The organism is Streptosporangium sp. NPDC000239 (genome assembly GCF_040300765.1).
Classification (GTDB): Bacteria; Actinomycetota; Actinomycetes; order Streptosporangiales; family Streptosporangiaceae; genus Streptosporangium.
Genome location: NZ_JBEPEI010000022.1, coordinates 59,574 through 81,326, shown reverse-complemented (window position 1 = coordinate 81,326; position 21,753 = coordinate 59,574). Strand labels below are relative to the sequence as shown.

The window sequence follows — 21,753 nt, the reverse complement described above, 5'->3', positions numbered from 1 at the left end:
ACCCGTCACTTCACCGGTCGCAGGGCGTCGGCGGCGGCTCTGACGAACGCGCGAACGAGCGGAGTCTCGTCCGAGGTACGCCAGACGAAGGCCCACCGGGAGCGGGGGGCGTCCCGGATGGGGACGAAGGCCAGGCTGGGCCATGGGTAGAAGTCGACCGCCTCGGCGGTGACCCCGGCGGTGGCCTGGCCCGAGGAGACGACACTGAGTGCCTCCTGCCAGGTGGTGACCTTGGGGCCGCGGCGGACGGGGCGGCCGGAAGGGGTGTGCCAAGGGTTGAAGACCTCCTCCATGTAGCGGGGGATCGACTGGCCCTCGACCACGACGCAGTCGCCGAGATCCTCAAGACAGATGCTGTCCCGTCCCGCGTAGGGATGGTCGGCGGAGACCATCAGCATCACCTCGGAGGTGTGCGAGACCGGTCCGACGGTCAGCTCGGGCTCGCGCATCGGCAGCCACAGGTAGGCCACGTCCAACTCGCCCGACTTGATCAGGTCCAGGGGGGAGGCCGGCTGGATCTCGCGGTGCTGGAGGCGGGCGTCCGGGTGGCGGGCCAGGAACAGGTCGAGAACGTTCTTGATCCGCAGGGAGTACGGGCCGGTGGTGCCGAGGGTCAGTGTTCCCGCGGTGCCGTCGGCGGCGGCCTGAGCGGCCGCGATCCCCTGCTCGATCTGCCGGTGGCCGCTCTTGAGCGCCTGGTACAGCTGCTCGCCGAGCGGGGACAGGCGCACGACTCGGGTGGTGCGGTCGAACAGGGGCGCGCCGATGCGCCGTTCCTGCTTTTTGATCGTCTGGCTGACGCGGGCCGGGCTGATGCCCAGCCGCTCGGCCGTACGGCTGAAGTGCAGCTCCTCGGCCGCCACCAGAAAGATCTCGATCTCTCGCATCTCCACGGGCGGCCTCCGGATTATTTAGTTCAGGGTTAAAAGACGTTATCGGATCCGTCGTTGATGCGACGCTGACGGGTCGGGGAGGCTGGGGTGCGGAAAGGCTTGGAGGTTCGGTGCCCGTCGGCTATCTGTTCCCTGTGACGCTCGTCGCGGTCGGCACGCTGTTCGCGCTGCGGCCGGTGCCGTTCTCACGTCCGCTCGGCCGGGTGAGTTACTACTTCGGCCTGGCCGCCAACGAACTGCCGTTCGCGGCCTTCTTCTGGCTCCTGCTGCTCCCGACGGCGTTGGCGTTCGCCGAAGGCGACATCGACTCGGCAGGCGGGTGGGCGGTCGTCGCCCTGGCCGCCGTGACCACGCTCGGGCTCGCGGTCGTCGCCCGTCGCGCGCTCGGGGAACGGGCACGGGTGGAACACGCCCTGGACCAGGGGCTGGGCATCGGATGGCGTGCCGCCCTTGATGCCGACCTCGCCGAAGGGCTGCGGCGCCGTCCCCCGCTGGCGCGTGTCCTGTTCCTGCCCGTCTTCCGGCGCCGCCTGGACGTCCGGCGCGTGGCCGACCTCTCGTACGGCGACGCCGGTCGGCGCAACCTGCTCGACGTCTACCACCACCGCTCGCGCCCGCAGGGCGCACCCGTCATGATCCACCTGCACGGCGGCACCTACTCCGGCGGACGCAAGAACAGCCAGTCGCTTCCCCTGCTCCACCACCTGGCCGGTCAGGGATGGGTGTGCGTCAGCGCCACCTACCGGCTGCGGCCCCGGGCCCAGCACCCGGATCACCTGATCGACCTCAAGAAGGTCATCGCGTGGGTGCGCGAGCACGGCCACGAGTACGGCGCCGACCCGTCGACGCTGTTCGTCGCGGGCAGTTCGGCGGGCGGGCACATGGCGGCGCTGGCCGCGCTCACCCAGAACGACCCCGTCTTCCAGCCGGGCTTCGAGGACGCCGACACCTCCGTGTCCGGCGCCGTCTACCTGAACGGCTGGTACGGAACCTACTTCGGCCAGGGGCCCGAGTCCTCGCCGCTGGCCCACATCACCGCCGACGCGCCGCCGTTCCTCGTGGCCCACGGTGATCTTGACCCGATCGTGCCCGTCGCCGAGGCCCGGCACTTCGCCGGCCGCCTGCGCGAGACCTCGGCCGCCCCCGTCGTCTACGTCGAGTTGCGCGGCGGGAACCACGCCTTCGACCTGTACCACTCGTTCCGCTTCGAGGCGGTCGTCGACGCCGTCGAGGCCTTCACCGCCCTGGTGAGATCGCGGGAGAGGGCATCCCGGCCCTGAACCTCGTCGCGGAGGGTGACATGTGGTCCCGTGGCCCGACGCCCGTGTGACGGGGGTCGGATAGCCAAGAGTGTCCTGGCGACTACATCGCGTAGCGCGGTGGGCCGGGGACGATGCGCACAGCGTCCGATCTCCCGAAGGAGGAAGCACGTGGACAACGACACGCGCTACGACAGGCCCGTACTCGTCGAGGTGGGCGCCTTCGCCGACCTCACCCTGGGCGAGAGCGAGGGGATCTACCCGGATGGCGGCCTACCGCCGTTCCATCTCTTCAACGGCGTTTGAGTGTCGCGCGGAGGGCCCTGCCCGCAGGGCCCTCCGTCCCTTGAACCCGGCTCCGTGAGGAGTGCCCGGCGCGCCCGGACCTGCGCGGCGGGCGCGCCGGGGTAGGGGTCAGATGTGGAGCTGGGTGCAGACCGACTTGACCTCGGTGTAGGCGTCGAGGACCTGGTGACCCATCTCGCGGCCCCAGCCCGACTGCTTGTAGCCGCCGAACGGCAGGGCGGCGTCGAAGACGTTGTAGCAGTTGATCCAGACCGTGCCCGCGCGGATCCGCCCCGCCAGGGCGTGCGCCTTGGAGATGTCACGGGTCCAGATGCCCGCCCCGAGCCCGTAGACGGTGTCGTTGGCCTGGGCGGCGATCTCGTCCAGGTCGGAGAAGGGCGAGGCGACCACGACGGGGCCGAAGATCTCCTCACGGACGAGCCGCATCTCCGGCCGCACGTCGGTGATCACGGTCGGCTGGACGAAGTAGCCCTGGTCGCCGTGCCGGTCGCCGCCGGTCACGGTCCTGGCGCCCTCCTGGCGGCCCGAGTCCAGGTAGCCGGTCACCCGGCGCAGCTGCTCGTCGGAGACCAGCGGCCCCATCTGTGTGTCCGCGTCGAGGCCGGGGCCGAGCCTGATGCCGCGGGCGATCTCGGCGACCCCCTCCACGACCTCGTCGAACCGGCTGCGGTGCACGAAGAGCCGGGACCCGGCGATGCAGCACTGGCCGTGGTTGAAGAAGATCGCGTTCGCCGCGCCCTGGACGGCGAGGGCGGGGTCGGCGTCGTCGAAGACGACGTTGGGGCTCTTGCCGCCGAGTTCCAGGGTGACCTTCTTCAGGTTGCCCGCCGCGGCGTGGACGATCAGCCTGCCGACCTCGGTCGAGCCGGTGAAGGCGACCTTGTCCACGCCGTCGTGGGCGGCCAGCGCCGCGCCCGCGGTCTCGCCGTACCCGGGCAGGACGTTGACCACGCCGTCCGGCACCCCCGCCTCGGCGATCAGCTCGGCCAGCCGCAGGGCCGAGAGCGGGGTCTGCTCGGCGGGCTTGAGGATCACCACGTTCCCGGTGGCCAGGGCGGGGCCGAGCTTCCAGGCGGCCATCAGCAGCGGGAAGTTCCACGGGATGATCTGGGCGACCACACCGACCGGCTCGCGCAGGGTGTAGGCGTGGAAGGTCGAACCCGGCACCGAAAGGGCGATCGTGTTTCCCTCGATCTTGGTGGCCCAGCCCGCCATGTAGTGGAACAGGTCGGCGGCCAGCGGGACGTCCGCGACCCGCGCGACGGACAGGGGCTTGCCGTTGTCCAGGGATTCGAGCTGGGCCAGTTCCTCGGCGTGCTCCAGGATCAGGTCGCCGATCCGCCAGATGATCCGTCCCCGCTCTGAGGCGGTCATCCTGGACCACGGGCCGTGCTCGAAGGCCCTGCGGGCCGCGCGTACCGCCCGGTCGACGTCCTCGGCGTCGGCCTCGGCGACGTGCGCGAGGGTCTGGCCGGTCGCGGGGTCGGGGGTGGCGAAGGTCCTGCCGGACGCGGCGTCGACCCATTGGCCGTCGATGAACAGTTGGTGGGGGCTGGTGATGAAGTCCTCGACGCTCTTGTCCAGGGCCACCGTCATTGGCGTTGGCTCCCTTCCTGTTCGAAGGCGCTCCGCCGGGCCGTGCGTCCGCCCGTGCCGATGAGCGTCCCGGTCCTTGGGAGGGCGGCCCGTTGGACGAGTAGCCTTCATGACACTATGCGTGAGGAAAGCGCACAAGGTGTGATTTGGGTGGCCTGAGGGTCACCGTGGATGAACGGCCAGGGCGAGAGCGTCGGCGATACGAGGGGCCAGGGCCGCGGCCTGGGCACGGATCTCCGCGATGGCCGTCGTCTCGTAGAGGGTTCCGCGCAGCGTCGGCCCCAGCGTGAAGATCCGGTCGCTCGGCCGGCCCGTCGCGTCGAGGACGGCGCCGCGGGGATCGGCGTCGATCCCGAGCCGCAGCGCGTCCTGCCGTACCACGCCGTCGGCGACCAGGCGGGACAGGAAGGGATCACCGGCGACGCCGCTTCCCGGGCCGGTCGCGTTGACCAGCCAGCCGACGTCGAGCCGCCTGACGGCGCCGTCGGCGATCACCCGGGCGCTGATCCCCTCGGGGCCGGTCGTGGCCCGGACCAGCCGGCCACGGAGCACACGCAGCCTGCCGTTCGCCCGCAACTCGCCGATCCTGGCGGCCGTCGCGGGAGGGATGCGGTGCCGGTGGACCTCCCAGTGGCGCGCGACCAGGTCGAGGAAGCGCCGCCGGTCGTCCGGGCTCAGGTTCGCCCACAACCGCTGGGTCCGCGGGCGCAGGCCGTCGACCACCGCGGGCCAGTCACCCCCGTTGTCCCGTACGGCCAGCCGTACGGCGCGCAGCAGGGCGGCCAGGCCGAGTGGTCCCTCGGGGATCGCGGCCTGGACCGGGGGCGGCACGGGGCAGGGATGGGGCAGGGGCAGCAGGGCGTGCCGCGACAGCGCGTGCACCACCGTGCCCGGGTGCGCGGAGGTCACCGTGAGCGCCACGTCCACCATGGTCAGCCCGGTCCCCACCACGAGGACCGGCGCGCCGTCACGGATCCTGGCCAGGGCGCCGGGGGCCCACGGGTCGGCGACGTAGCGGCGGCTGCCCGCGTCCACGACCCTCGGCCAGGGGGCCTGGGGGCGGTTGCCCAGCGCGAGCACGGCGGCGTCGGCACCGATCCGGCCGCCTCCGGAGAGCTGGACCCGCACGTCGGGGCCCTCGTCGGGGCACTGCAGGAGGGCGGTCGCCGTGGCGGTCACCCGGCGCACCACCCGGACGGGCCGGTCCTCGGCGGCGGCCAGCAGGTCACGCAGGTAGCGCCCGTAGGCCTGCCGGGGCAGATAGCCGGAGCCGTCGACGTCGAGCCCGTTGTCCCGGGCCCAGCGCAGCAGGTGCCCCGGGTCGTCGTCCAGCCCGCTCATCCTGTCGGTCGCGGCGTTGAGCAGGTGCCGGGGGTCGGTGGTCGAGTAGGCCTGGCCCTGCGCGTGCCTGCCGTACTGGTCGATCAACATGATCTCCAGTGGCATGGCACGCGCCCGCGCCAGGCGGAGGAGATGGACCGCGGCCAAGGTGCCGCTCGCGCCACCACCCACGATGACGACAGATGGAGATCCTGACACGGCGTCCATCATACCCACTATCCTGGTAGGATATATGGGATGTATTGCGTGGGCCCCTGGTAGGCGGGGGTTCTGCCGCCATCGACCCCCGCCCTGTCAGGTGGTTCTCAGCCGGCCGCCATGGAGGGGTAACTCGGTTCGGGGCTGCGGCTGTAGCGCTGGCGGTGGGCACGGGGTGACAGGCCCCGCCGTTTGGCGAACTGCTCGCGGAAGACCGCGACGGAGTTGTATCCGACGAGCCGGGCGATCTCCTCGATCCGCAGTTCGGTGGTTTCGAGGAGCTCCTCGGCGCGGCTGAGCCGCTGGGCCAGCAGCCAGGAGTGCGGCGTCGTGCCCATGGCGGCCCGGAACTTGCGGGCGAAGGTGCGCGGGCTCATCAGGGCCTGGGCGGCCAGGTCGTTGACGAGCAGGGGTCTGTCCAGGTTGTTGCGGGCCCAGTGGATGACCCCGGCGAACAGCGCGTCCTCGTCGCCGGGCACCGAGCGGGTGATGACCTGGGCCTGGTCGCCGTCCCGGTGCGGCGCGGCGACCAACGCGCGGGCGACGACGTTGGCCACGGCGGCGCCGTGTTCGCGGCGTAGCAGGTGCAGGCACATGTCGATGCCCGCGATGATCCCGGCGCCGGTGATCACCAGCCCCTCGTCGATGTAGAGGGTGTCGGCGGTCACGGTGACGTTGGGATAGACCTGGGCGAAGTCATCCAGGAGGTGCCAGTGGGTGCTCGCGCGCAGTCCGTCGAGCAACCCGGTCGCGGCCAGCAGGTGGGTGCCGGTGCAGAAGGCGGCGATGATCGCGCCGCGCCGGTTGGCCGCGCGCAGTCCGGCGACCAACTCGGGGGTGGGTTCGGGGCGGGTGTCGTACCCCGGCATCAGAATGATCAATTCGGCCTTGTCGAGGCGTTCGATACCGTGCTCGACGTGCATCGACAGGCCCAGGTCGGTGCGGAGCGGACCGGGCCGCTCGGCGCACACCGTGAAGTCGAACGACGGAAGCCCGGCTTCGAGGCGGTCGGCGAAGATCGCGCCTATCCCCCCGATGTCGAACGTGCTCACGCCATCCGTGGCGAAGACAACCACCGATCGGAAAGCGGACATCCGGTCAGCCGACCGACAGTGTGACGGTGGACAGTTCTACAACCGTCTGACTATTTCTCATGGAACAAGTGAACCCTAGAAACCACGGTTTGGAACGTCACTTCGATTAATGTTCATGGATTTCGCCTCCGGTGGTGGTCCGGGTGTGACCTGAGGGACGGAAGTGACGCCGGAGCGCGGACCGTGGGCGGTGCGGTACGGAGAGTGGTCGATCCGGTAAGGCGGAAATCCCCTTTCTCGGCGGGTGACCGAAAGGCGCGGCGGACACCTGGAATTTGGGATGGACGGAGAGACTTCACACGGGCATCCGGAAACCGCGGCGGGGAATCGCGGTTCCTGGCAGGGAAACGCATGTCCTCTCCGGGCCACGAAGAGTTCATCCCGCCTTCGGCGGGCGTCGTCCTCGTCGCGCGATCCCGCGGTGATCCTGGCGGTGTCCGCCCCTTTGTGGTCTGTGAGGAGGCCCCGTGAACGCCCCCCGTCGTATCCGGTCCGTTCCGCTCGCCGTCACGCTCGCCGTGATGACGTTCCTGACCGGCCTGGTCGCCGTCACCCCCGCCGACGCCGCCGTCTACTCGACCTGCACCGTCTCCCGGTGCTCCGACGCCCGCTCGGCCGCCTCGATCTGGGCGGCCAAGGGATACCCGACGAGCAGCGGGTGGTACTCCTGGCCCGACGGCCGGTACAACTACACCGGCGGTCAGTTCTACAACCGTGAGGGGCAGCTGCCCTCGGGCGCCACCTACTACGAGTACGACGTGTACTCCCGGGCCAGGGGCGCGGCGCGTGACGCCTACCGCATCGTCGTCAACCGCTCCACCGGCGTCGTCTGGTTCTCCCCCAACCACTACACCGACTTCTACCGGCTCTGACCCCACCGGTACGGCAGTGTGGCCGTCACCTCGCCGTCGTTGTGCCTGTCGTGCACCCTCCAAATCGTGAGAAAGTCCCCCTGTCGGGGAGGGTCGGCTCCCGCACCGGCCCCTCCGTGACGTCACTTCGCCACGCCCTGACGGGGGGCCTTATGAAGCGTTGGGTGGCCGTCGTCGGTCTGCTGTTCTGCATTCCGATTGTGGAAGGCGACCCCGACCTCACGTTACAGAGCATTCGCCAGTCGCCGGTTCCGGAACCCCTGCTTCTCACAATTGGATACACCGGCATACCCTTCTTTCTTTTCATGCTGGTCATAGGCCCTCGAACCAGAGGGCCGCACAGAAGGGCCATCAAAGAGAACCGCCGGATCCTGGCCAGCGCACACAAGATCGGTGACAGTGCCGGAGTCGCTTACGCGCTCCGAAACCTGGGAATCATCCACACCGATATCAAGGATCTGTCGATCGGTTTCGACTACGCCACCAAGAGCTTCACCCTTCATCGGCAGCTGGGAGTTGACGTCACTCCCGACCTGCATCTTCTGGCTCGTCAACGTGAGCTGATGGGTGATTCCAAATTCCTCAAGAAGATTCATGAGGCGCTTGACGAGGCGACCTCAGACGACCTCGTTCGGCTACTCGGAGAATCCGAAACCCGCGAATACCCGCAGGAGCCCCCGAACGGGGTGTGACATTCCCGTCGTGCGATGGTCGTCCATGCCGTTCTGGCTCACCCGGAGACCGGCGCGGCGGAATCATCCGCCCGGTCGTCGGCGTCTTCGGCGCCTCGATTTCCTCAAAATCGCCGGTTCCGACCGTCGCGCGCTGGGAGGTTCTCCGCCGCGCACATCGGGACCTCCCTGACCGGATGACCGGGGAGGTCCCCGATGGCGGTTCCCCGGTGACGGGGCCGACACTGGGCGCACACGTGACCCGGTCCGTGTGCGCCCCGCCACGACCGGGGCGCTCGTACCCCCCGGAGCGAGCCCCATGGCGATGCGCGACGCCACCCCCCAGAACGCCTCCCTTCAGAACGACGCCGCCCCTCAGAATGCCTCCCAGGGCGGTACGGCCTCCCGAAGCGGCGGCCCCTCCTGTCGGAACGGCATGGTCCCTCAGAGCGGCACGACCTTCCAGAACGGCGCGGCCTCGCGAAGCGACGGCCTTTCCCCTCGGGACGGTGCCACCTCCCGAAGCGACGGCCCCTCCCGGGGAGGGCGGGTTCGCAGGCGGGTCCTGCTGGCCGCCGTACCGCTGCTCGCCGCCGGGGCCGCCGGGCTGTTGCTGCGTGGGAACCCGCCCCGAGGGGCCGTGGTCTCCGAGGCCGTCGACCGTACGGTTCCACCGGGCTCGACGCTGACGCCGTGGGGACGGGTGCCCGCCGGGGTCACGATCGGGTCCGGGGTCGCGGTGACCGGAACGGGTGAGGTGTTGCTGCTGCACCGGGGCGGCGGGGCGTTCGCGGCGGACCGGATGATGGACGTCGATCCGGTCGTCGTCCTCGACGCGGGCACCGGGGAGGTCACGCGATCCTGGGGAGCGGGGATGTTCGCCTCCCCGCACGGCGTCTCGGTCGACGGGAAGGGCCGGGTGTGGGTCACGGACGTGACGACCAACCACGTCACGGTGTTCACCGGGGACGGGCGGCTCGAACGGACGATCGGGCACGACTACGGCTTCGGCCTCGACACCTGCCTGGCCGTACGGAACACGCTGACGAACCTGCGCTGCACCGGGGACCCCTACATCTTCGCCAGGCCGACCGACGTGGTGGCCGGAGGGAACGGGCGGGCCTTCGTCTCCGACGGCTACCGCAACTCCAGGGTGGGGGTGTTCGACGCCGCCGGGCGGTTCGCCGGGGCGTGGGGCGAGCTGGGAGATCGTGACGGCGCCTTCTCCATCCCGCACGGGATCGCGCTGCGGGGCAACGGTGACGTCGTGGTCGCCGACCGGCGCAACGCGCGGGTGCAGGTCTTCTCCGCCGACGGCCGGCACCTGGCCACCCACTCCTCGGCCGCGATCGGCAGGCCGTACGACGTGGCGGTCGGTCCCGGTGACGTGCTGTACGTGCTCGACGGGGGTGACGCCCTGGACGAGGAGGGCGGGCGGCACCGCGGCTACGTCGTCGCCCTCGCCGGGGACGGGTCGGTGACGCGGCGCTGGGCGCTGGCGGACCAGGACGCCGACCCCCACCAGCTCGCGGTCGGCCCGGCGGGCGAGATCTACGTCGCCGCCCTCAACGGCCCGCCGCTGTGGCGCTGGGCTCCCCGCTGAACGCCCAGACCGGTTGAACCTTCGCGTAGCCGCCCCAGGCGGCTGGGCCCTGGCACAGTCGTCCCAGGCCGGTTGAATCTTCGCGCGGCCGTTCCGGACCGGCTGGATCCCGGCACGGTCGTCGCAGGAAGCGCGACCGTCACAGCAGCCGCAGGCGCAGCCAGGTGACCAGGCGGGTCTGGGGGTCGGACAGGTCGAGGCCGTCGGCGGCGAGTTTGCGGACGCGGTAGCGGAGCGTGTTGGGGTGCACGCCAAGCCGCCGGGCGGCGGCCCGGACGTCCCCGTGGCTCTCGATCCAGGCCAACGCCGACTCGGCCGTCTCCGACAGCGCTCCCGAAGACAGCGCCCCTGAAGACAGCGCTCCCGAAGACCGTGCTCCCGAAAGGGCCCCCGACGACGGTGCTCCTGAGGACGGTGCCCCTGAGGACAGGGTTCCCGAGGAGGGCGTCCCGGTGGGCAGGGCGGGGTCCGCCTCGTGCAGGAGCAGGCCGGGATGGTCCTCCAGGAGCGCGCGCAGCTCGATGAGCGTCGCCGCCGCGCGAACCTCGTCGATCGTGCCGACCGCCGAACCCGGGCCGCCGGCCGGGCCTGATCCGGCCGCCGAACCCGGGCCGCCGGCCGTACCCGATCCGGCCGTCGCACCCGGGTCGGCGGCCGAGGCGCGTAGGGCGGCGAGTGCGAGGTCGGCCTCGCGGCGGGAACGCGGCAGCGCCTCAGCCGGGACCCGCCCGCCGATCGCGGCGACCAGCCGCCCGCGCCTGCCGAGCTGCCGAACCAGGTCGGCGGCGATCTCCCTGAGCGCCGTCAGGTCCGGCGTCGGGACCAGGCAGTAGACGGTCTCGGCGCGCAGCACGCAGGCCGCCGAACGCCGGTAGGCGTCGAAGTAGGTGGCGACCCCGTCGAGCAGGTGTTCCCCGGGCGGGTCGTCGGCGCCGAGGGAGAGCCCGGCCACGGCCAGCACCGCGATCCCCGCGTCCGGGTCGAGACTGAGGCGACGGCAGGCGGTCCGCGGGTTGGTGCCGTCCAGGGCCTGTCCGACCAGTTCGCCGTGGCGTTCCCGGTCGGCCGTCCTGGCCGTGCGCGCCCGCAGCAGGTGCGCCGCCGCCAGCCGGGCGAACTCCTCGACCAGGACGAGCCTGTCGTCGGGAAGCTGGTCACGGCCTTCGAGGACCCACAGCATGCCGAGGGGTTCCTGGCCGCCGCGAATGCCCGCCCCGACCCGCCAGATCGTGTGGTCGGCGGTGTCGTAGGGCGCGTTGGTGAGGAAACGCAGCGCGCGGCCGGTGGTCAGCAGCAGCCGCCTGGTCTCCCGTGGGGCGTTGCGCTCGGGCACGACCCGGTTCAGGATGACGTCGCGTTGCAGGTCGTCGTTGACCTGGCCGGGCACGGCCGAGTAGGCCAGCAGCCGCCACTGGGTGTCCACGATCCCCACCGGCCGGTCGAGGGTCTCGGCGATCAGGTTGACCAGCGTGTTCAGGTCGCCGACCGGGACGCTGCCCAGGTCGCCGCCCGGCGCCGCGACCAGGTTCTCGCCGAGCAGGACGGTCTCCTCGACCAGCGTGTGCAGGTGGCTCCAGGACATGGCCGACTCCAGCGCGACCAGCGCGACCCCCGCCTGGGCGGCGGCCTCGGCCAGCGGCGCGGCGTCCCGCGCGTCGGCCCGCAGTACGGCGGCCGTGGCCCCGCCGAGTCCGCGCAGTGTCGCGGCGGCCTCGGGGGACCCGGCGGTCAGCCCGACCAGCAGCACCATCGACCCGGGGCGGGGCGGTACGGAACTCAGCGGATCGTGGATCGCGGGCCCGGAGACCGGGACCTCGACCCCGCGCGGGGCGCCGACGACCGTCACGTAGCGGGTCCCGATCCGCTCGACCACCTGGGCGAGTGACGGTTCGAGGTACTCGACCTGGTTCATCCGTGCAGTATCGGCCAACACCCGGGGTGATTCCTCGTCCGATCGGCCAAGGAATTCCGGACATTCTTCACCCATGGTTAACGCATGGACAATTCCTGGGGCTCAGTGCGGGTTCTCCGGGACGCGTACGGCACGCCGCTGATCGACGCCTCCACCGAGCCCGCCGCCTACTTCGGGCTCGGGTACGCGCAGGCGCGGGACGACCTGCACGGCGTGCTCAGGCAGTACCTCCTCGTCCGCGGCGAACTCGGCGAGCCGGAGCGCGACGCCGTGCACCGGCGCTGGCAGGTGCTCGAAGAGGCGAGGCGGGGACTTGAGTCCATGCCCGGTGACCTGCGGACCTGCTACGAGGCGTTCGTGGCCGGGATCGGGGCGTGGATGGAGGAGCACCCCGAGCGGGTCCCCGACTGGGCCCCGCCGCTTGAGGCCGCCCTGCCCATCGGCGTCAACCGGATGGTGATGCTGTTCTGGATCATCACCGACGGCGTCGAGGCGCTGCGCGCCGCCGGGGCGCTCTCGAACGAACCGGCCTCGGAGAAGGACGTCGGCTACGCCCCGCTCGGCTCGAACGCCTGGGTGGTACGGCCCTGGCGGACCGCGACCGGTGAGACGTTCGTGGTCAGCGACCCGCACCTGCCCTTCGGTGGCGCGTTCGCCATGCACGAGGCCGTCGTCAGGGCCGGTGACCTGCACTACGCGGGCTTCTGCTTCCTGGGGGCCATGCTGCCGCCGCTGGCCCACAACCGGACCTGCGCCTGGGGGCTGACCACCGGGGGTCCGAGGGTCTCCGACGCCTACCGGATCGCCGTCCAGGGCGACCGCTACCTCCACGACGGGGAGCCCAGGGAGGTCCTGCGGCACGAGGGCCACGAGTACGTCGTGCACAACGGCGTGGTCGCGCCCGTCCTGGCCAGGGACGCCGAGGCGGTCTACGTGGTGTGCACGCCGTACATGGGGCTGGCGGGGGAGACGGAGCGGCAGTTCGCGGCCATGGTGCGGGCCCGCGACGTGGGGGAACTGAGCGCGGCGCTCGACGCGTGCGCCTTCCCGCCGCAGAACGTGCTGGCCGCCGACGCCTCGGGCGACTGCCTCTACCAGCGCACCGGGCGGGTGCCGCTCAGGCCCCCGGGGCAGGGCGGGGGAGTGCTCGACGGCAACACCTCGGCCACCGCCTGGCTCGGCGTCAGGCCCGCCGCCGACCTGGTGCGGATCGTCAACCCGGCCTCCGGCTACCTGCAGAACTGCAACACGGCCCCCGACACCGTCACCCCCGACCCGGCCCTGGCGCCGGAGCGCTGGCACCCGGACGTCTTCAACGACGAGCCGGGCCGCGACACCAGCCGGGGCAGGCGCCTGGCCGAACTGCTGCCCAGGGCCTTCTCCGTGAGCCTGGAGGAGGTGACCGCGTGGGCGCTCGACGACCGGTGGCCGGACACCGGGGTCTGGCAGGCCAGGCTCCGCGAGGCCGTCGCCGCCGAGTTCGGCCGGGTCGGCGCCTGGCCCGCCGGGCACCGGAGGCTGCTGCACCGGCTGCTCGCCTTCGACGGCCACGCCGCCCCGGACTCGGCGGACGCCACGGCCTGGGTCGCCTGGCGGGAACGGATCTCCGACGACGAGGACCTCCTCGGCGCCGTCGAACGGGCCGCCTCCCGGACGTACGAGGTCTACGGGGAGGGGCACCGGCTGCCGACCGGGGCGCCGGGCCGGGGCGGGGCGCTCGGGCTCGACGTCTCCCTGCGCTCGACCTACTACGCGGGCGGTACGGCCTTCGCCGGCGGTCCCTGCCTGCGGATCGTCGCCCTGGGCGGGGACGGCATGCGCTCCTGGAGCGTCGCGATGCCCGGCCAGGCCGCGCTGTACAGCCGGGGTGAGGTCAAGCCGATCGTCTTCGACCCGTCATGAGGTCCGCATGAGGCTCTATCCCGTCTTCGCCGTCGGCATGCTGGCGATCACCGACGCGTTCGTGAACCAGGCCCTCAGCGTGCTCGCCCCGGACATCACGAGTTCGTTCGGCGTCTCGACCGGCACCCTCACCTCCCTGCTCGCGATCCAGCTGCTGGCCGTCGGGGTGGCGCCGTTCCTGATGTCGGCCGTGGCCAGGGGCCGCCCGATCCGCGCCCTGGTCTCCATCGTCACCGGCCTCGTCTGGAGCGGGTCGACCTTCGCGATCTCCTTCGCCGGGGACATCTGGACGCTGGGCGCGTTGCTGCTGGTCAGCGGGCTGGCCAACGGCAGCCAGATCGCGCTGCACTCCCCGCTGCTGGCCGACGTCTACCCGCCCGCCGTCCGGGGGAGGGTCCTGGCCCTGTACGGCGCCGCGATGCCCGCCGGAGCGATCCTGAGCCCGTTGACGGTCTCCGCGCTGTCCGGCTGGTTCGGCCTGGACTGGCGGGCGGTCTACGCGGTGCTCGGCGTGCTGTCGATGCTCGGCTGCCTGTCGGCGCTGCGGCTGCGGGACCCGGGGATCGGGCGGCGCGAGGAGGTGACGCCGGACGGGAGCCCGCTGCGCTCGCCGACGCTGCGCAGGGTCTTCGCCGCCTTCGTCGCCTACGGCATGCTCCTGGTCCCGGCGGCGACGTTCCTGTCGGTCCACCTCAAGGAACGCTGGGGCATGGAGACCGACGTGCGGGGTCTGTTCACGGCGATCTCCTCGGCCGGGGCCGTCGTCGCACTGGTCTCCTTCGGGAGGCGGCTCGACGCGATCTTCCAGGCCGACCCCGGGAGGGTGCCGGTCGTCGCCGCCCGGATCGTCGCCTGCTCCGCGCTGGCCTTCGCGGCGGGCGCGGCGGCCCCGGTCCTGCCCCTGACGCTGCTGGCCTTCTTCACCGGCCTGGTCCTGACGCCGATGATCGTCCCGATGGTCACGTTGATCATGATCGCGGTCACCGGTCCGGCCAGGCGCAGCTACATGGCCAGCCTGTTCGGGGTGGGCCTGGCGATCGGCGGCCTGGCCGGGGCCGCGCTGCTGAACACCGTGGAGAAGACGTACGGCACGGCGGGGGCGGTCGCCTCGATCGCCCTGCCCGGCCTGCTCGCCGGGGTCCTCATCGCCTCGACGGCCCGTACCATCCGTGCTGAGCTGGTTCCCGTCCGGGAGGAGAACGTCAATGTCTAGTGTCTTCGGAGAGCAGGGGTACGCGACCCTGCCGGACGGACGGCGGCTGCACCACGTCAGTCAGGGGCAGGGGCGGCCCGTCGTCGTCCTCGAATCGGGGCTCGGCGCCTCCCGGGTCGAGTGGGGGCTGGTCATGCCTCTGGTCGCCGAACGCACCAGGGTCGTCGCCTACGACCGGGCCGGGTTCGGCCGCAGCGACCGCGACGCGCACCGCCGTGACCTGGACCGCATGGTCGAGGACCTGGGGCACCTGCTGGACGCCCTGGGCGAGGAGCGCTACATCCTGGCCGGGCACAGTCTGGGCGGCCCGATCATCCGTTCCTACGCCGCCGCCAACCCCGGGCGGGTCGCCGGGCTCGTGCTCGTCGACCAGGCCGTCGAGGACCTCGACTTCTACTACTGGCGAAGCGTGCGGGCCATGACCATGGCCATGCAGTCCGTCGTGATCGGCCTGGCGCGCCTCGGCGTCAAGGTCGTCCCGGCGGAGCTGCGCCGCATCCTCGCGCTGTTCCCCCGGGAGATGCGGCAGGAGGCGCTGGCCGAGATGACCAGCGTGGCCGAACTGCGCACCACCCGCGCCGAGTACGCCGCGCTCGCCGAAGGCCTCGCCCGCCTGCGCGACTCGGGGGCGGCGCTGCCGCCGGTCCCGGTCACGGCGATCAGCGGCGCGCTCTCCCCGAGCAAGGTGGAGAGGCGTTTCCGCCCCGCGCTGGTCGCCGCCCACAGGAAACTCGTCGAGGACCGGCCCCTGGGCCGTCACGTCCTGGCCGAACGCTCCGGCCACATGGTCCCCCAGGACGAGCCCGGCCTGGTCGCCGAGGAGATCCTCAAACTGGTCGGCTGACCCCTCGGGAGATCAGCCGATCTGTTCGGCCAGGGCGACGATGATGCCCGACGGGCCACGGAGGTAGCAGAGCAGGTAGCTGTCCTCGAAGCGCGTCACCTCGCCGACGAGTTCGGCGCCGTGGGCGCGCAGCCGGTCGAGGGTGTCGTTGATGTCCGTGACGGCGAACATGACACGGTGCGTCCCCAGCGTGTTCACCGGCGCCCTCTCCGGCTCCGGGCGGATCCCCGCCGGGGTGTGGTATTTCGCCAGCTCAAGTCTGCCGTGGCCGCCGGGGACGCGCATCATCGCGATCTCGGACCGCATGCCGTCGTCGAGCCCGACGACACGGGCCGCCCAGGCCCCCTCGATCAACATCCTGCCCTCAAGCTCCATGCCGAGCTCGGTGAAGAACGCGATGGCGGCGTCGAGGTCCTCGACGACGATGCCGACGTTGTCCATCCGTTCGATCACGGTGGTCCTCCTTCGTCGCGGCTGTCGTGTCCCGGGGCGGAACCGACACCACGATCCTGGCACCCGGCGACCGGTCACCCGGCCGGCAGCAGGACCCCCGCCGTCAGCGGGGCCACGACCTTGACGGACTCCAGGGCGATGTAGGCGTGGTGGGCGTGCGAACGAGGGCGTCAACCCCGGCCGGCACCATGCCGAGCCAGACATACGTCACCGCAGTCGCGACCGCGTGACCCGTCGCGAACGCCCCCGCACCGGTTTCTCCCGAAACCAGGTCAGTCGGGAGAGGGGAAAATCCCCTGGGCAGGGCCCGTTTTTCCGGAAAACGCGACGCCGGGACCGGGCCAAACCCCTTTCACGGAAGGTGGAATAAACGCGGCCCCCATTTGGCCCCCAAATCAACCCGCGATATGGCCGGGGGGCCCGAACTGGGTTAGTAGTGGAATCGCACCGGGGGCATTCACCAAGGGCACATTCATCAGGCAAGGAGGAGAACGGGTGCATCGAATCGTCTCGATGTTGCTCGCCATGCTCGCCGCGACGATGACGGTGAACGAGTCAGCGCTCGCGCGGACGGAGACCGGCGACCCCGGACAACCAGGGCAGGGAGATCCCGTCCCGGCCGACACGCTGCGTCTGCTGTGGGCCGCCTCCCACGGCGGGCAGGACCTGGCGCGCGAGCTGGCCGGGAGCGGGCCGAAGCTGGGGGTGTTCACCCGGCAGGAGGACCTGTGGTGCTGGGACGTCACCCCCGACTCGGCGGGAGAGTGGCTGGCCGGGGTGATCGGCTCAGGCGGCACCGCGCTGGGCGAGGCCCGGCTTGAGGCGCTGGAGACGCTGGTCAGGCCGTACACGGCGATCACCAGGGCGGCGGACCCGGCCGCCGACGTACGGCTCACCCCCCGGGAGCACGACGTGCTGCGTCTGCTCTGCGCGGGCCTGAGCGCCGTGGCCATCGCCCGCAGGCTGGGGTTGTCGCCGCGCACGGTGACCAAGCACCAGGAGCGGCTCTACCGCAAGCTCGGGGTGTGCGACCGGGTCAACGCCGTGCTGCTCGCCCAGCGCCTCGGCATCGTCGCCTCCTTCGAACGCGGGGCGGGCAGGTGACCGCACGGGTCACACACCGGCCAGCCGCCGCCTGCACCGCTTCCGTACGGGTTCCAGCTCGGCCACGTCGGCACCGGGCAGTCCGAGCGCGGTCTCGACGTCCCGCAGCGCCAGGTCGGCGCTGCCCGCCGCCTCGTGCGCCAGGCCACGGTTGAGCAGCACGTCGGGGTCGGGGCCGAGCAGGTCGAGCACCCGGGTCAGGTCCTCGACGGAGGAGGCGGGACGGCCCAGCTCGAAGGACGCGACCGCCCGGTTGACCAGCGCCGCCGCGTATCCGGGGTCGCCGTCGAGCGCGGCGTCCAGCCACCGGGCGGCCTGCTCGGCGTCGCCGTACTCCAGGGCGATCGTGCCCCGCATGCACAGCAGCTCCGGGTCGGCGGGCCGCAGTTCGAGGCCCGCGACGACGTCGGCCTCGGCCGCCTCGAAGTCCCCGAGGCCGAGGAGCAGCTCGGCGCGCCGCATCCGGGTGGCCACGTCGTCCGGCTCCATCTCCAGCACGTAGCCGAAGTCGGCCAGCGCGCCGTCGGCGTCCCCCGCCTCGGCGCGGGCGGTGCCCCGGTTGTAGAACAGCTCGGGGAAGGGCGGGGCCATGGCGACCGCCCGGTCGTAGTCGGCGAGCGCCGCGTCGAGGTCTCCCCGCCTGCGTGAGATCTTGGCCCGTTCGCACAGGTAGTCGGTGTAGTACGGGTCCATCTCGATCAGCACGGTGAAGTCGGCGTAGGCCTCGTCCGTCCGGCCGAGCGCGGCCAGCAGCCGGGTCCTGTTGTAGAGCAGCTGCGAGCGGTGCACCACCCACTCGTCGGGTTCCAGCATGGCGTCGAGCCGTTCGATGCCCACCCGGATGAGTTCGAGGCCGTGCTCCAGGTTGCCCCGGTGCATCTCGATGAGCGCGAGGGCGTTGTCGTTGAACACCTGGCGCAGGGTGCGCTCCCTGGCGTCGGGGAGCAGGGCGGCGATGGCCACCGCGTTGTTCTGCCAGGCCAGCGCCGTCTCGTGGTCGCGGGGCGAGAAGAACCGGGTGTACAGCATGGCGATGCCGTAGCTGGAGATCATGTGCGCGTTCGGGTCGGTGTACCGCCTGCGCAGGTCCATGTAGAGGTCGAACGACTCGTCGAGGCGGTGCAGCGGCACCAGCGCGTTGGCCGCCAGCGCCGTGAACCGGCGGAAGTCGTCGGCGTTGGCGACCGGGTCGGTCACCGCCCTGCCGCGCAGCCCCATGTCCAGGGTCATCGCGGAGAAGCCGATCTCCGCGCTGATCCGCAGCCCCTCGGTGAGGGCCTCCCGGCCCAGTCCGCCGGGGTCGGCGCCGCGCTCGCGGTGGTACGGGAGCGCGCCCATCCTGGTCCCCAGGTCCGCGTCCGGGGTCAGTTCCTCGGCGCGCAGGTCGTGCAGCCGCCGGACGAACTCCGGGTCGGCCGTCTCGTAGGCGGCGATCTCGGCTGGGTCGTCGCTGATGCCGTCCGCCATGACGTACGCCCTGACCAGCTCCTCGACCGACCGCCCGTCGGGGGAGGGCTCGCCGGGCACGGCCTGGACGGTCTCCGTGTGGCGGGCCAGCGCCCCTTCGAGCTCCCCGGTCAGGGAGGCCACGGGAACGGTGGAGACGACGACCCGCAGCCTGCCGGGGTCGGACCTGCGCAGCAGCAGCGCGATGAGCTCCTGGGTGGACGGCTCGGCGGCGTGCGCGTCCTCGAACACCAGGAGCGGCGCCGGGTCGCCCGCCTCGGCGAGCCGCCGCGCGTGCTCGTTGAGGAACGTCACGATGCCCTGGTTCATGCACCGGATCATCTGGGAGCCGTAGAAGCGGGTGCGCTCCTCGAACGGCCCCTTGAACGCGAGCTGCTGCGGCGCCTCCCCGACCAGCTCCGCCAACTCGGGGACGCCGTAGAGCAGCTCGACCCGGTGCCGGTCGACCAGTTCGGGCCAGCGGGCGTACGCCTCGGGCAGCACGGCCCGCAGCAGCGTGTCGACGCCCGTGTAGGGACCGCGCAACCGCTGGTGGCACACGGCGACGACGGCGCGCCCGCCGTCCGGCTCCTCGGTGGCCCGGCGCAGCCGGTCGGTACGGCGGTCGCCGACGATCCTCAGGTGGGCAGGCATCTCTAGTTCACTCCCTTGGTGGTTGCCGGCTCGGCGACCGCCCGTGGCCGGTCCTGGCGGGCTTGCCTGCGCTTGCGCCGGGCGAGGTAGGCCGGTGTGACGAACCAGTTCACGAGGATGAGCAGCCCCAGCGCCCCGTCCCAGAAGGCCGGGGTCGCCACGCCGCCCTCCATGCTCCGCAGCGCGGTCTGGACGTACTGCACCGCCACGGGCAGCGACCCGAACACGGTGATGAGCAGCATGGCCAGGACGCCGAGGCTGATGAAGGGGCCGTACCACCGGCCGACCCTGCGGTCGTACTCGGTCCACTGCTCCTCGTCCACGAGCCGTTCCGGGCGCCGCAGCAGCCGCCAGATCCGGTTGCGCAGCAGCGCCGTACTGGCGTTGTGCAGGTCGTGGCAGTTGAGCGCGGTCGCGAACACGTAGTAGAGGTCGGTGCGCAGGTAGAGCTGGAACTGCCAGGCGAAGCGCATCAGGACCGTGAAGGCCAGCGCGAGACAGACCCGCCCGGTCAGTGAGAAGGCGCCGTCGGCGGTCCTGGTGAGGTGCGCGGCCAGACCGAGCAGGCTGAAGACGACGACGTCGCACACCATCCCCACCAGGAACGGCAGGTAGCGTTTCCCGCGTTCGACGCTGAGCAGGCCGTTCATCTGCGTCTCGAAGACGATGTACAGATAGCGGTTGCTGACGCTGAGCCTGCTGCGCAGCCCGAGCCGCCGCCCGGCGAGCATGTGGAAGGCCTCGTGCAGGAAGACCAGCGGCAACTGCCCGAAGATGATCCCGAACTGGACGACGAGCAGCGAGTCGGTGAAGAAGATGTGGTGGGGGCTGGGCAGGATGCCGGTGTCACGCAGGGCGGTGAACAGCCACACGCAGAACACGGCGCCGTAGAGCACCCACGCGAGGGGGGAGAACGCGGCCTCCCCCAGCCTGCGGAACGGCAGCCGCCTGTCCGGGTCCGGTGCGGTCACGTTCCCGTCGGGGGTACTGCCTGAGTCACCGCCGGAGCGGACGAACCCCAGCTCGTGCAGTGTCTCAAGGAACTCGTCGATGTCGACCTGCTCGCCGTAGGTGGCCTCGTACCACCGCGCGGCGTGTTCCGGCGGCATGCCCCGGGTCATCTCCCTGAGCAGGGCGGCGCCGTCGCTGGGCAGCACCGCGTACGAGTCCGCGTCCACCCTGCCGACCACCACGTCGTCCCCCTCGGAGACGAAGCTCAGCTCGTGGAAAGCGATCCTGACGTCGTCCACGCCCTTCAAACCCTTCCGCCGTCGTTCCGGTCCCTGAGAGGCCGGATGGCTGTGCGCACGGATCGGTGCGCACAGCCTCGTTCCGTTACCCGGCGGCTACTAGTTGGCCTGGGGGTAAGGGCAGGAGCACGTGGCGCTGGTCAGACGGACGTCGCCGGCGCGACGGACAGTGATCTTCTTCATCTTCGTGGTCGGCTTCATGTCTCCTCCTCCAAGAGAACGTCCCGGGGCCGGAGCCACGGGCGTCACCGGTTTTTTCGGCGACACGACAAAGGATGCATGGCAGAAACAGCTGTCGATATCAGGAGAAATGCGTATACGTAGGAATTCTTTTCGCAGGTAGATTCGCAATGCGCCACGGGGGCGGCGAGAGGCGAGCCGCCCGGGGATATGCGGGAAACCGCGGTCCGTGTCTTCCCGCACGGACCGCGGTTTTCTTCCCGAGAGGCCTCACCGGTGGCGGATAGCGACCACGGAGATCCAGAGCATCGCCGTGATCGCGCCGACGGCCAGCGTCAGGGAGCCGGCCGTACCGCCGGTCATGGCCCACAGGTCACCGGCCAGCAGGGCGGTGCCCGCGACGCGGGAGGCGACGGCGAGCCCGCGCTCCCCGGTACGGCCGAAGCGGTGGCCCAGGACGTAGCAGGCGGCGATCAGGGTGCCGAAGGCGAGCGTGCCCGCCGCCATGTGGCCGTAGGCGTGCCAGCTCAGCGCCTGCGGCATGCCGTACGGCGTGCCGGCCGGGAAGCCGTCGCCCGGGTCCATGACGAGGAGACCGGCGGCGACCATGCCGACGCCGTAGGCCAGGACCAGGCGCGGCGCCCACCGCCCGCCGGGGCCGCCCTCAAGGGCCCGGCGCAGACCGCTCGCCCCGGCGACGGTCAGGAGCCCGGCGAGGACGAAGTTGGCGATCTGCAGCCAGCCGAGGGAGCCGTTGCTCAGCGCGCTCAGCGGGTGACGGAGCAGGTCGAAGCCCTCGCGGGTCGCGGCCTGGGCCAGGGAGACGGCCGCCCACAGCGGAGCGGCGACGGCCAGGCAGGTCAGCGAGGTGCGAGAGATGCGGGAGGTGACGGGAGCGGTGGTGGAGGTGGTGCGGGGGAGCTGGACGGCGGTCATGTCGTTGGCCTTTCTGCGCCGGGTTC

The 21,753-nt window shown here is 71.5% G+C and carries 18 protein-coding genes; 9 read left to right on the top strand and 9 right to left on the bottom strand.

Going from position 1 to position 21,753, the window contains the following annotated elements; genetic code table 11:
• Positions 1-5: 5 nt before the first annotated feature.
• Positions 6-887, bottom strand: coding sequence for a LysR family transcriptional regulator (locus ABT340_RS36360; RefSeq protein ID WP_352015504.1), 882 nt, complete (start codon positions 885-887; stop codon positions 6-8).
• A 116-nt stretch (positions 888-1,003) separates the two neighbouring features.
• Here ABT340_RS36360 and ABT340_RS36355 point away from each other — a divergent pair, with 116 nt between their 5' ends.
• A complete protein-coding gene (locus ABT340_RS36355; RefSeq protein WP_352015451.1) occupies positions 1,004-2,173 on the top strand; it encodes an alpha/beta hydrolase in 1,170 nt (389 codons plus the stop codon).
• A gap of 150 nt (positions 2,174-2,323) precedes the next feature.
• The gene (locus ABT340_RS36350) at positions 2,324-2,458 is read left to right on the top strand and encodes a lasso RiPP family leader peptide-containing protein (protein WP_352015450.1); all 135 of its coding nucleotides are present in this window, start codon (positions 2,324-2,326) and stop codon (positions 2,456-2,458) included.
• A gap of 108 nt (positions 2,459-2,566) precedes the next feature.
• On the opposite strand, the gene ABT340_RS36345 is transcribed toward ABT340_RS36350, so the two are convergent.
• The 3 genes from ABT340_RS36345 to ABT340_RS36335 all read right to left on the bottom strand — a co-directional run bounded on the left by ABT340_RS36345 (position 2,567) and on the right by ABT340_RS36335 (position 6,687).
• Positions 2,567-4,054: an aldehyde dehydrogenase family protein gene (locus ABT340_RS36345; protein ID WP_352015449.1), complete on the bottom strand. Its 1,488-nt coding sequence runs from the start codon at positions 4,052-4,054 to the stop codon at positions 2,567-2,569.
• A 162-nt stretch (positions 4,055-4,216) separates the two neighbouring features.
• Complete coding sequence (locus ABT340_RS36340; RefSeq protein WP_352015448.1) at positions 4,217-5,593, bottom strand: FAD/NAD(P)-binding protein; 1,377 nt, start codon at positions 5,591-5,593, stop codon at positions 4,217-4,219.
• Between the two features lie 107 nt (positions 5,594-5,700).
• On the bottom strand, positions 5,701-6,687 hold the full coding sequence (locus tag ABT340_RS36335; protein WP_352015447.1) for a GlxA family transcriptional regulator: 987 nt from the start codon (positions 6,685-6,687) through the stop codon (positions 5,701-5,703).
• Positions 6,688-7,154: 467 nt separating this feature from the next.
• Between ABT340_RS36335 and ABT340_RS36330 the strand changes: the two genes are divergently transcribed.
• The 3 genes from ABT340_RS36330 to ABT340_RS36320 all read left to right on the top strand — a co-directional run bounded on the left by ABT340_RS36330 (position 7,155) and on the right by ABT340_RS36320 (position 9,833).
• A complete protein-coding gene (locus ABT340_RS36330) occupies positions 7,155-7,559 on the top strand; it encodes a ribonuclease domain-containing protein (RefSeq protein ID WP_352015446.1) in 405 nt (134 codons plus the stop codon).
• 164 nt (positions 7,560-7,723) lie between these two features.
• Positions 7,724-8,251 (top strand): hypothetical protein, encoded by a 528-nt coding sequence (locus tag ABT340_RS36325; RefSeq protein WP_352015445.1) that lies wholly within the window; start codon positions 7,724-7,726, stop codon positions 8,249-8,251.
• A 298-nt stretch (positions 8,252-8,549) separates the two neighbouring features.
• The gene (locus ABT340_RS36320) at positions 8,550-9,833 is read left to right on the top strand and encodes a peptidyl-alpha-hydroxyglycine alpha-amidating lyase family protein (RefSeq protein WP_352015444.1); all 1,284 of its coding nucleotides are present in this window, start codon (positions 8,550-8,552) and stop codon (positions 9,831-9,833) included.
• Between the two features lie 139 nt (positions 9,834-9,972).
• On the opposite strand, the gene ABT340_RS36315 is transcribed toward ABT340_RS36320, so the two are convergent.
• The gene (locus ABT340_RS36315) at positions 9,973-11,745 is read right to left on the bottom strand and encodes a PucR family transcriptional regulator (RefSeq protein ID WP_352015443.1); all 1,773 of its coding nucleotides are present in this window, start codon (positions 11,743-11,745) and stop codon (positions 9,973-9,975) included.
• An 84-nt stretch (positions 11,746-11,829) separates the two neighbouring features.
• Between ABT340_RS36315 and ABT340_RS36310 the strand changes: the two genes are divergently transcribed.
• From ABT340_RS36310 to ABT340_RS36300, 3 genes are read left to right on the top strand one after another with little or no spacing between them, the layout of a single operon-like run.
• Positions 11,830-13,647: a penicillin acylase family protein gene (locus ABT340_RS36310; RefSeq protein ID WP_352015442.1), complete on the top strand. Its 1,818-nt coding sequence runs from the start codon at positions 11,830-11,832 to the stop codon at positions 13,645-13,647.
• 7 nt (positions 13,648-13,654) lie between these two features.
• On the top strand, positions 13,655-14,860 hold the full coding sequence (locus ABT340_RS36305) for an MFS transporter (RefSeq protein WP_352015441.1): 1,206 nt from the start codon (positions 13,655-13,657) through the stop codon (positions 14,858-14,860).
• Complete coding sequence (locus ABT340_RS36300; protein WP_352015440.1) at positions 14,853-15,704, top strand: alpha/beta fold hydrolase; 852 nt, start codon at positions 14,853-14,855, stop codon at positions 15,702-15,704. The genes ABT340_RS36305 and ABT340_RS36300 overlap by 8 nt, the downstream gene beginning before the upstream one ends.
• 12 nt (positions 15,705-15,716) lie before the next feature.
• On the opposite strand, the gene ABT340_RS36295 is transcribed toward ABT340_RS36300, so the two are convergent.
• Positions 15,717-16,145: a VOC family protein gene (locus ABT340_RS36295; protein ID WP_352015503.1), complete on the bottom strand. Its 429-nt coding sequence runs from the start codon at positions 16,143-16,145 to the stop codon at positions 15,717-15,719.
• Between the two features lie 507 nt (positions 16,146-16,652).
• On the opposite strand from ABT340_RS36295, the gene ABT340_RS36290 reads away from it, so the two are divergent.
• Positions 16,653-17,261, top strand: coding sequence for a response regulator transcription factor (locus ABT340_RS36290; protein WP_352015439.1), 609 nt, complete (start codon positions 16,653-16,655; stop codon positions 17,259-17,261).
• Between the two features lie 9 nt (positions 17,262-17,270).
• Here the strand turns inward: ABT340_RS36290 and ABT340_RS36285 are convergent, their stop codons facing one another.
• From ABT340_RS36285 to ABT340_RS36275, 3 genes are all read right to left on the bottom strand, one after another.
• Positions 17,271-19,361: a tetratricopeptide repeat protein gene (locus tag ABT340_RS36285; protein ID WP_352015438.1), complete on the bottom strand. Its 2,091-nt coding sequence runs from the start codon at positions 19,359-19,361 to the stop codon at positions 17,271-17,273.
• A 2-nt stretch (positions 19,362-19,363) separates the two neighbouring features.
• On the bottom strand, positions 19,364-20,611 hold the full coding sequence (locus tag ABT340_RS36280; RefSeq protein ID WP_352015437.1) for a hypothetical protein: 1,248 nt from the start codon (positions 20,609-20,611) through the stop codon (positions 19,364-19,366).
• A gap of 450 nt (positions 20,612-21,061) precedes the next feature.
• A complete protein-coding gene (locus ABT340_RS36275) occupies positions 21,062-21,727 on the bottom strand; it encodes a DUF998 domain-containing protein (protein ID WP_352015436.1) in 666 nt (221 codons plus the stop codon).
• Positions 21,728-21,753 lie beyond the last annotated feature (26 nt).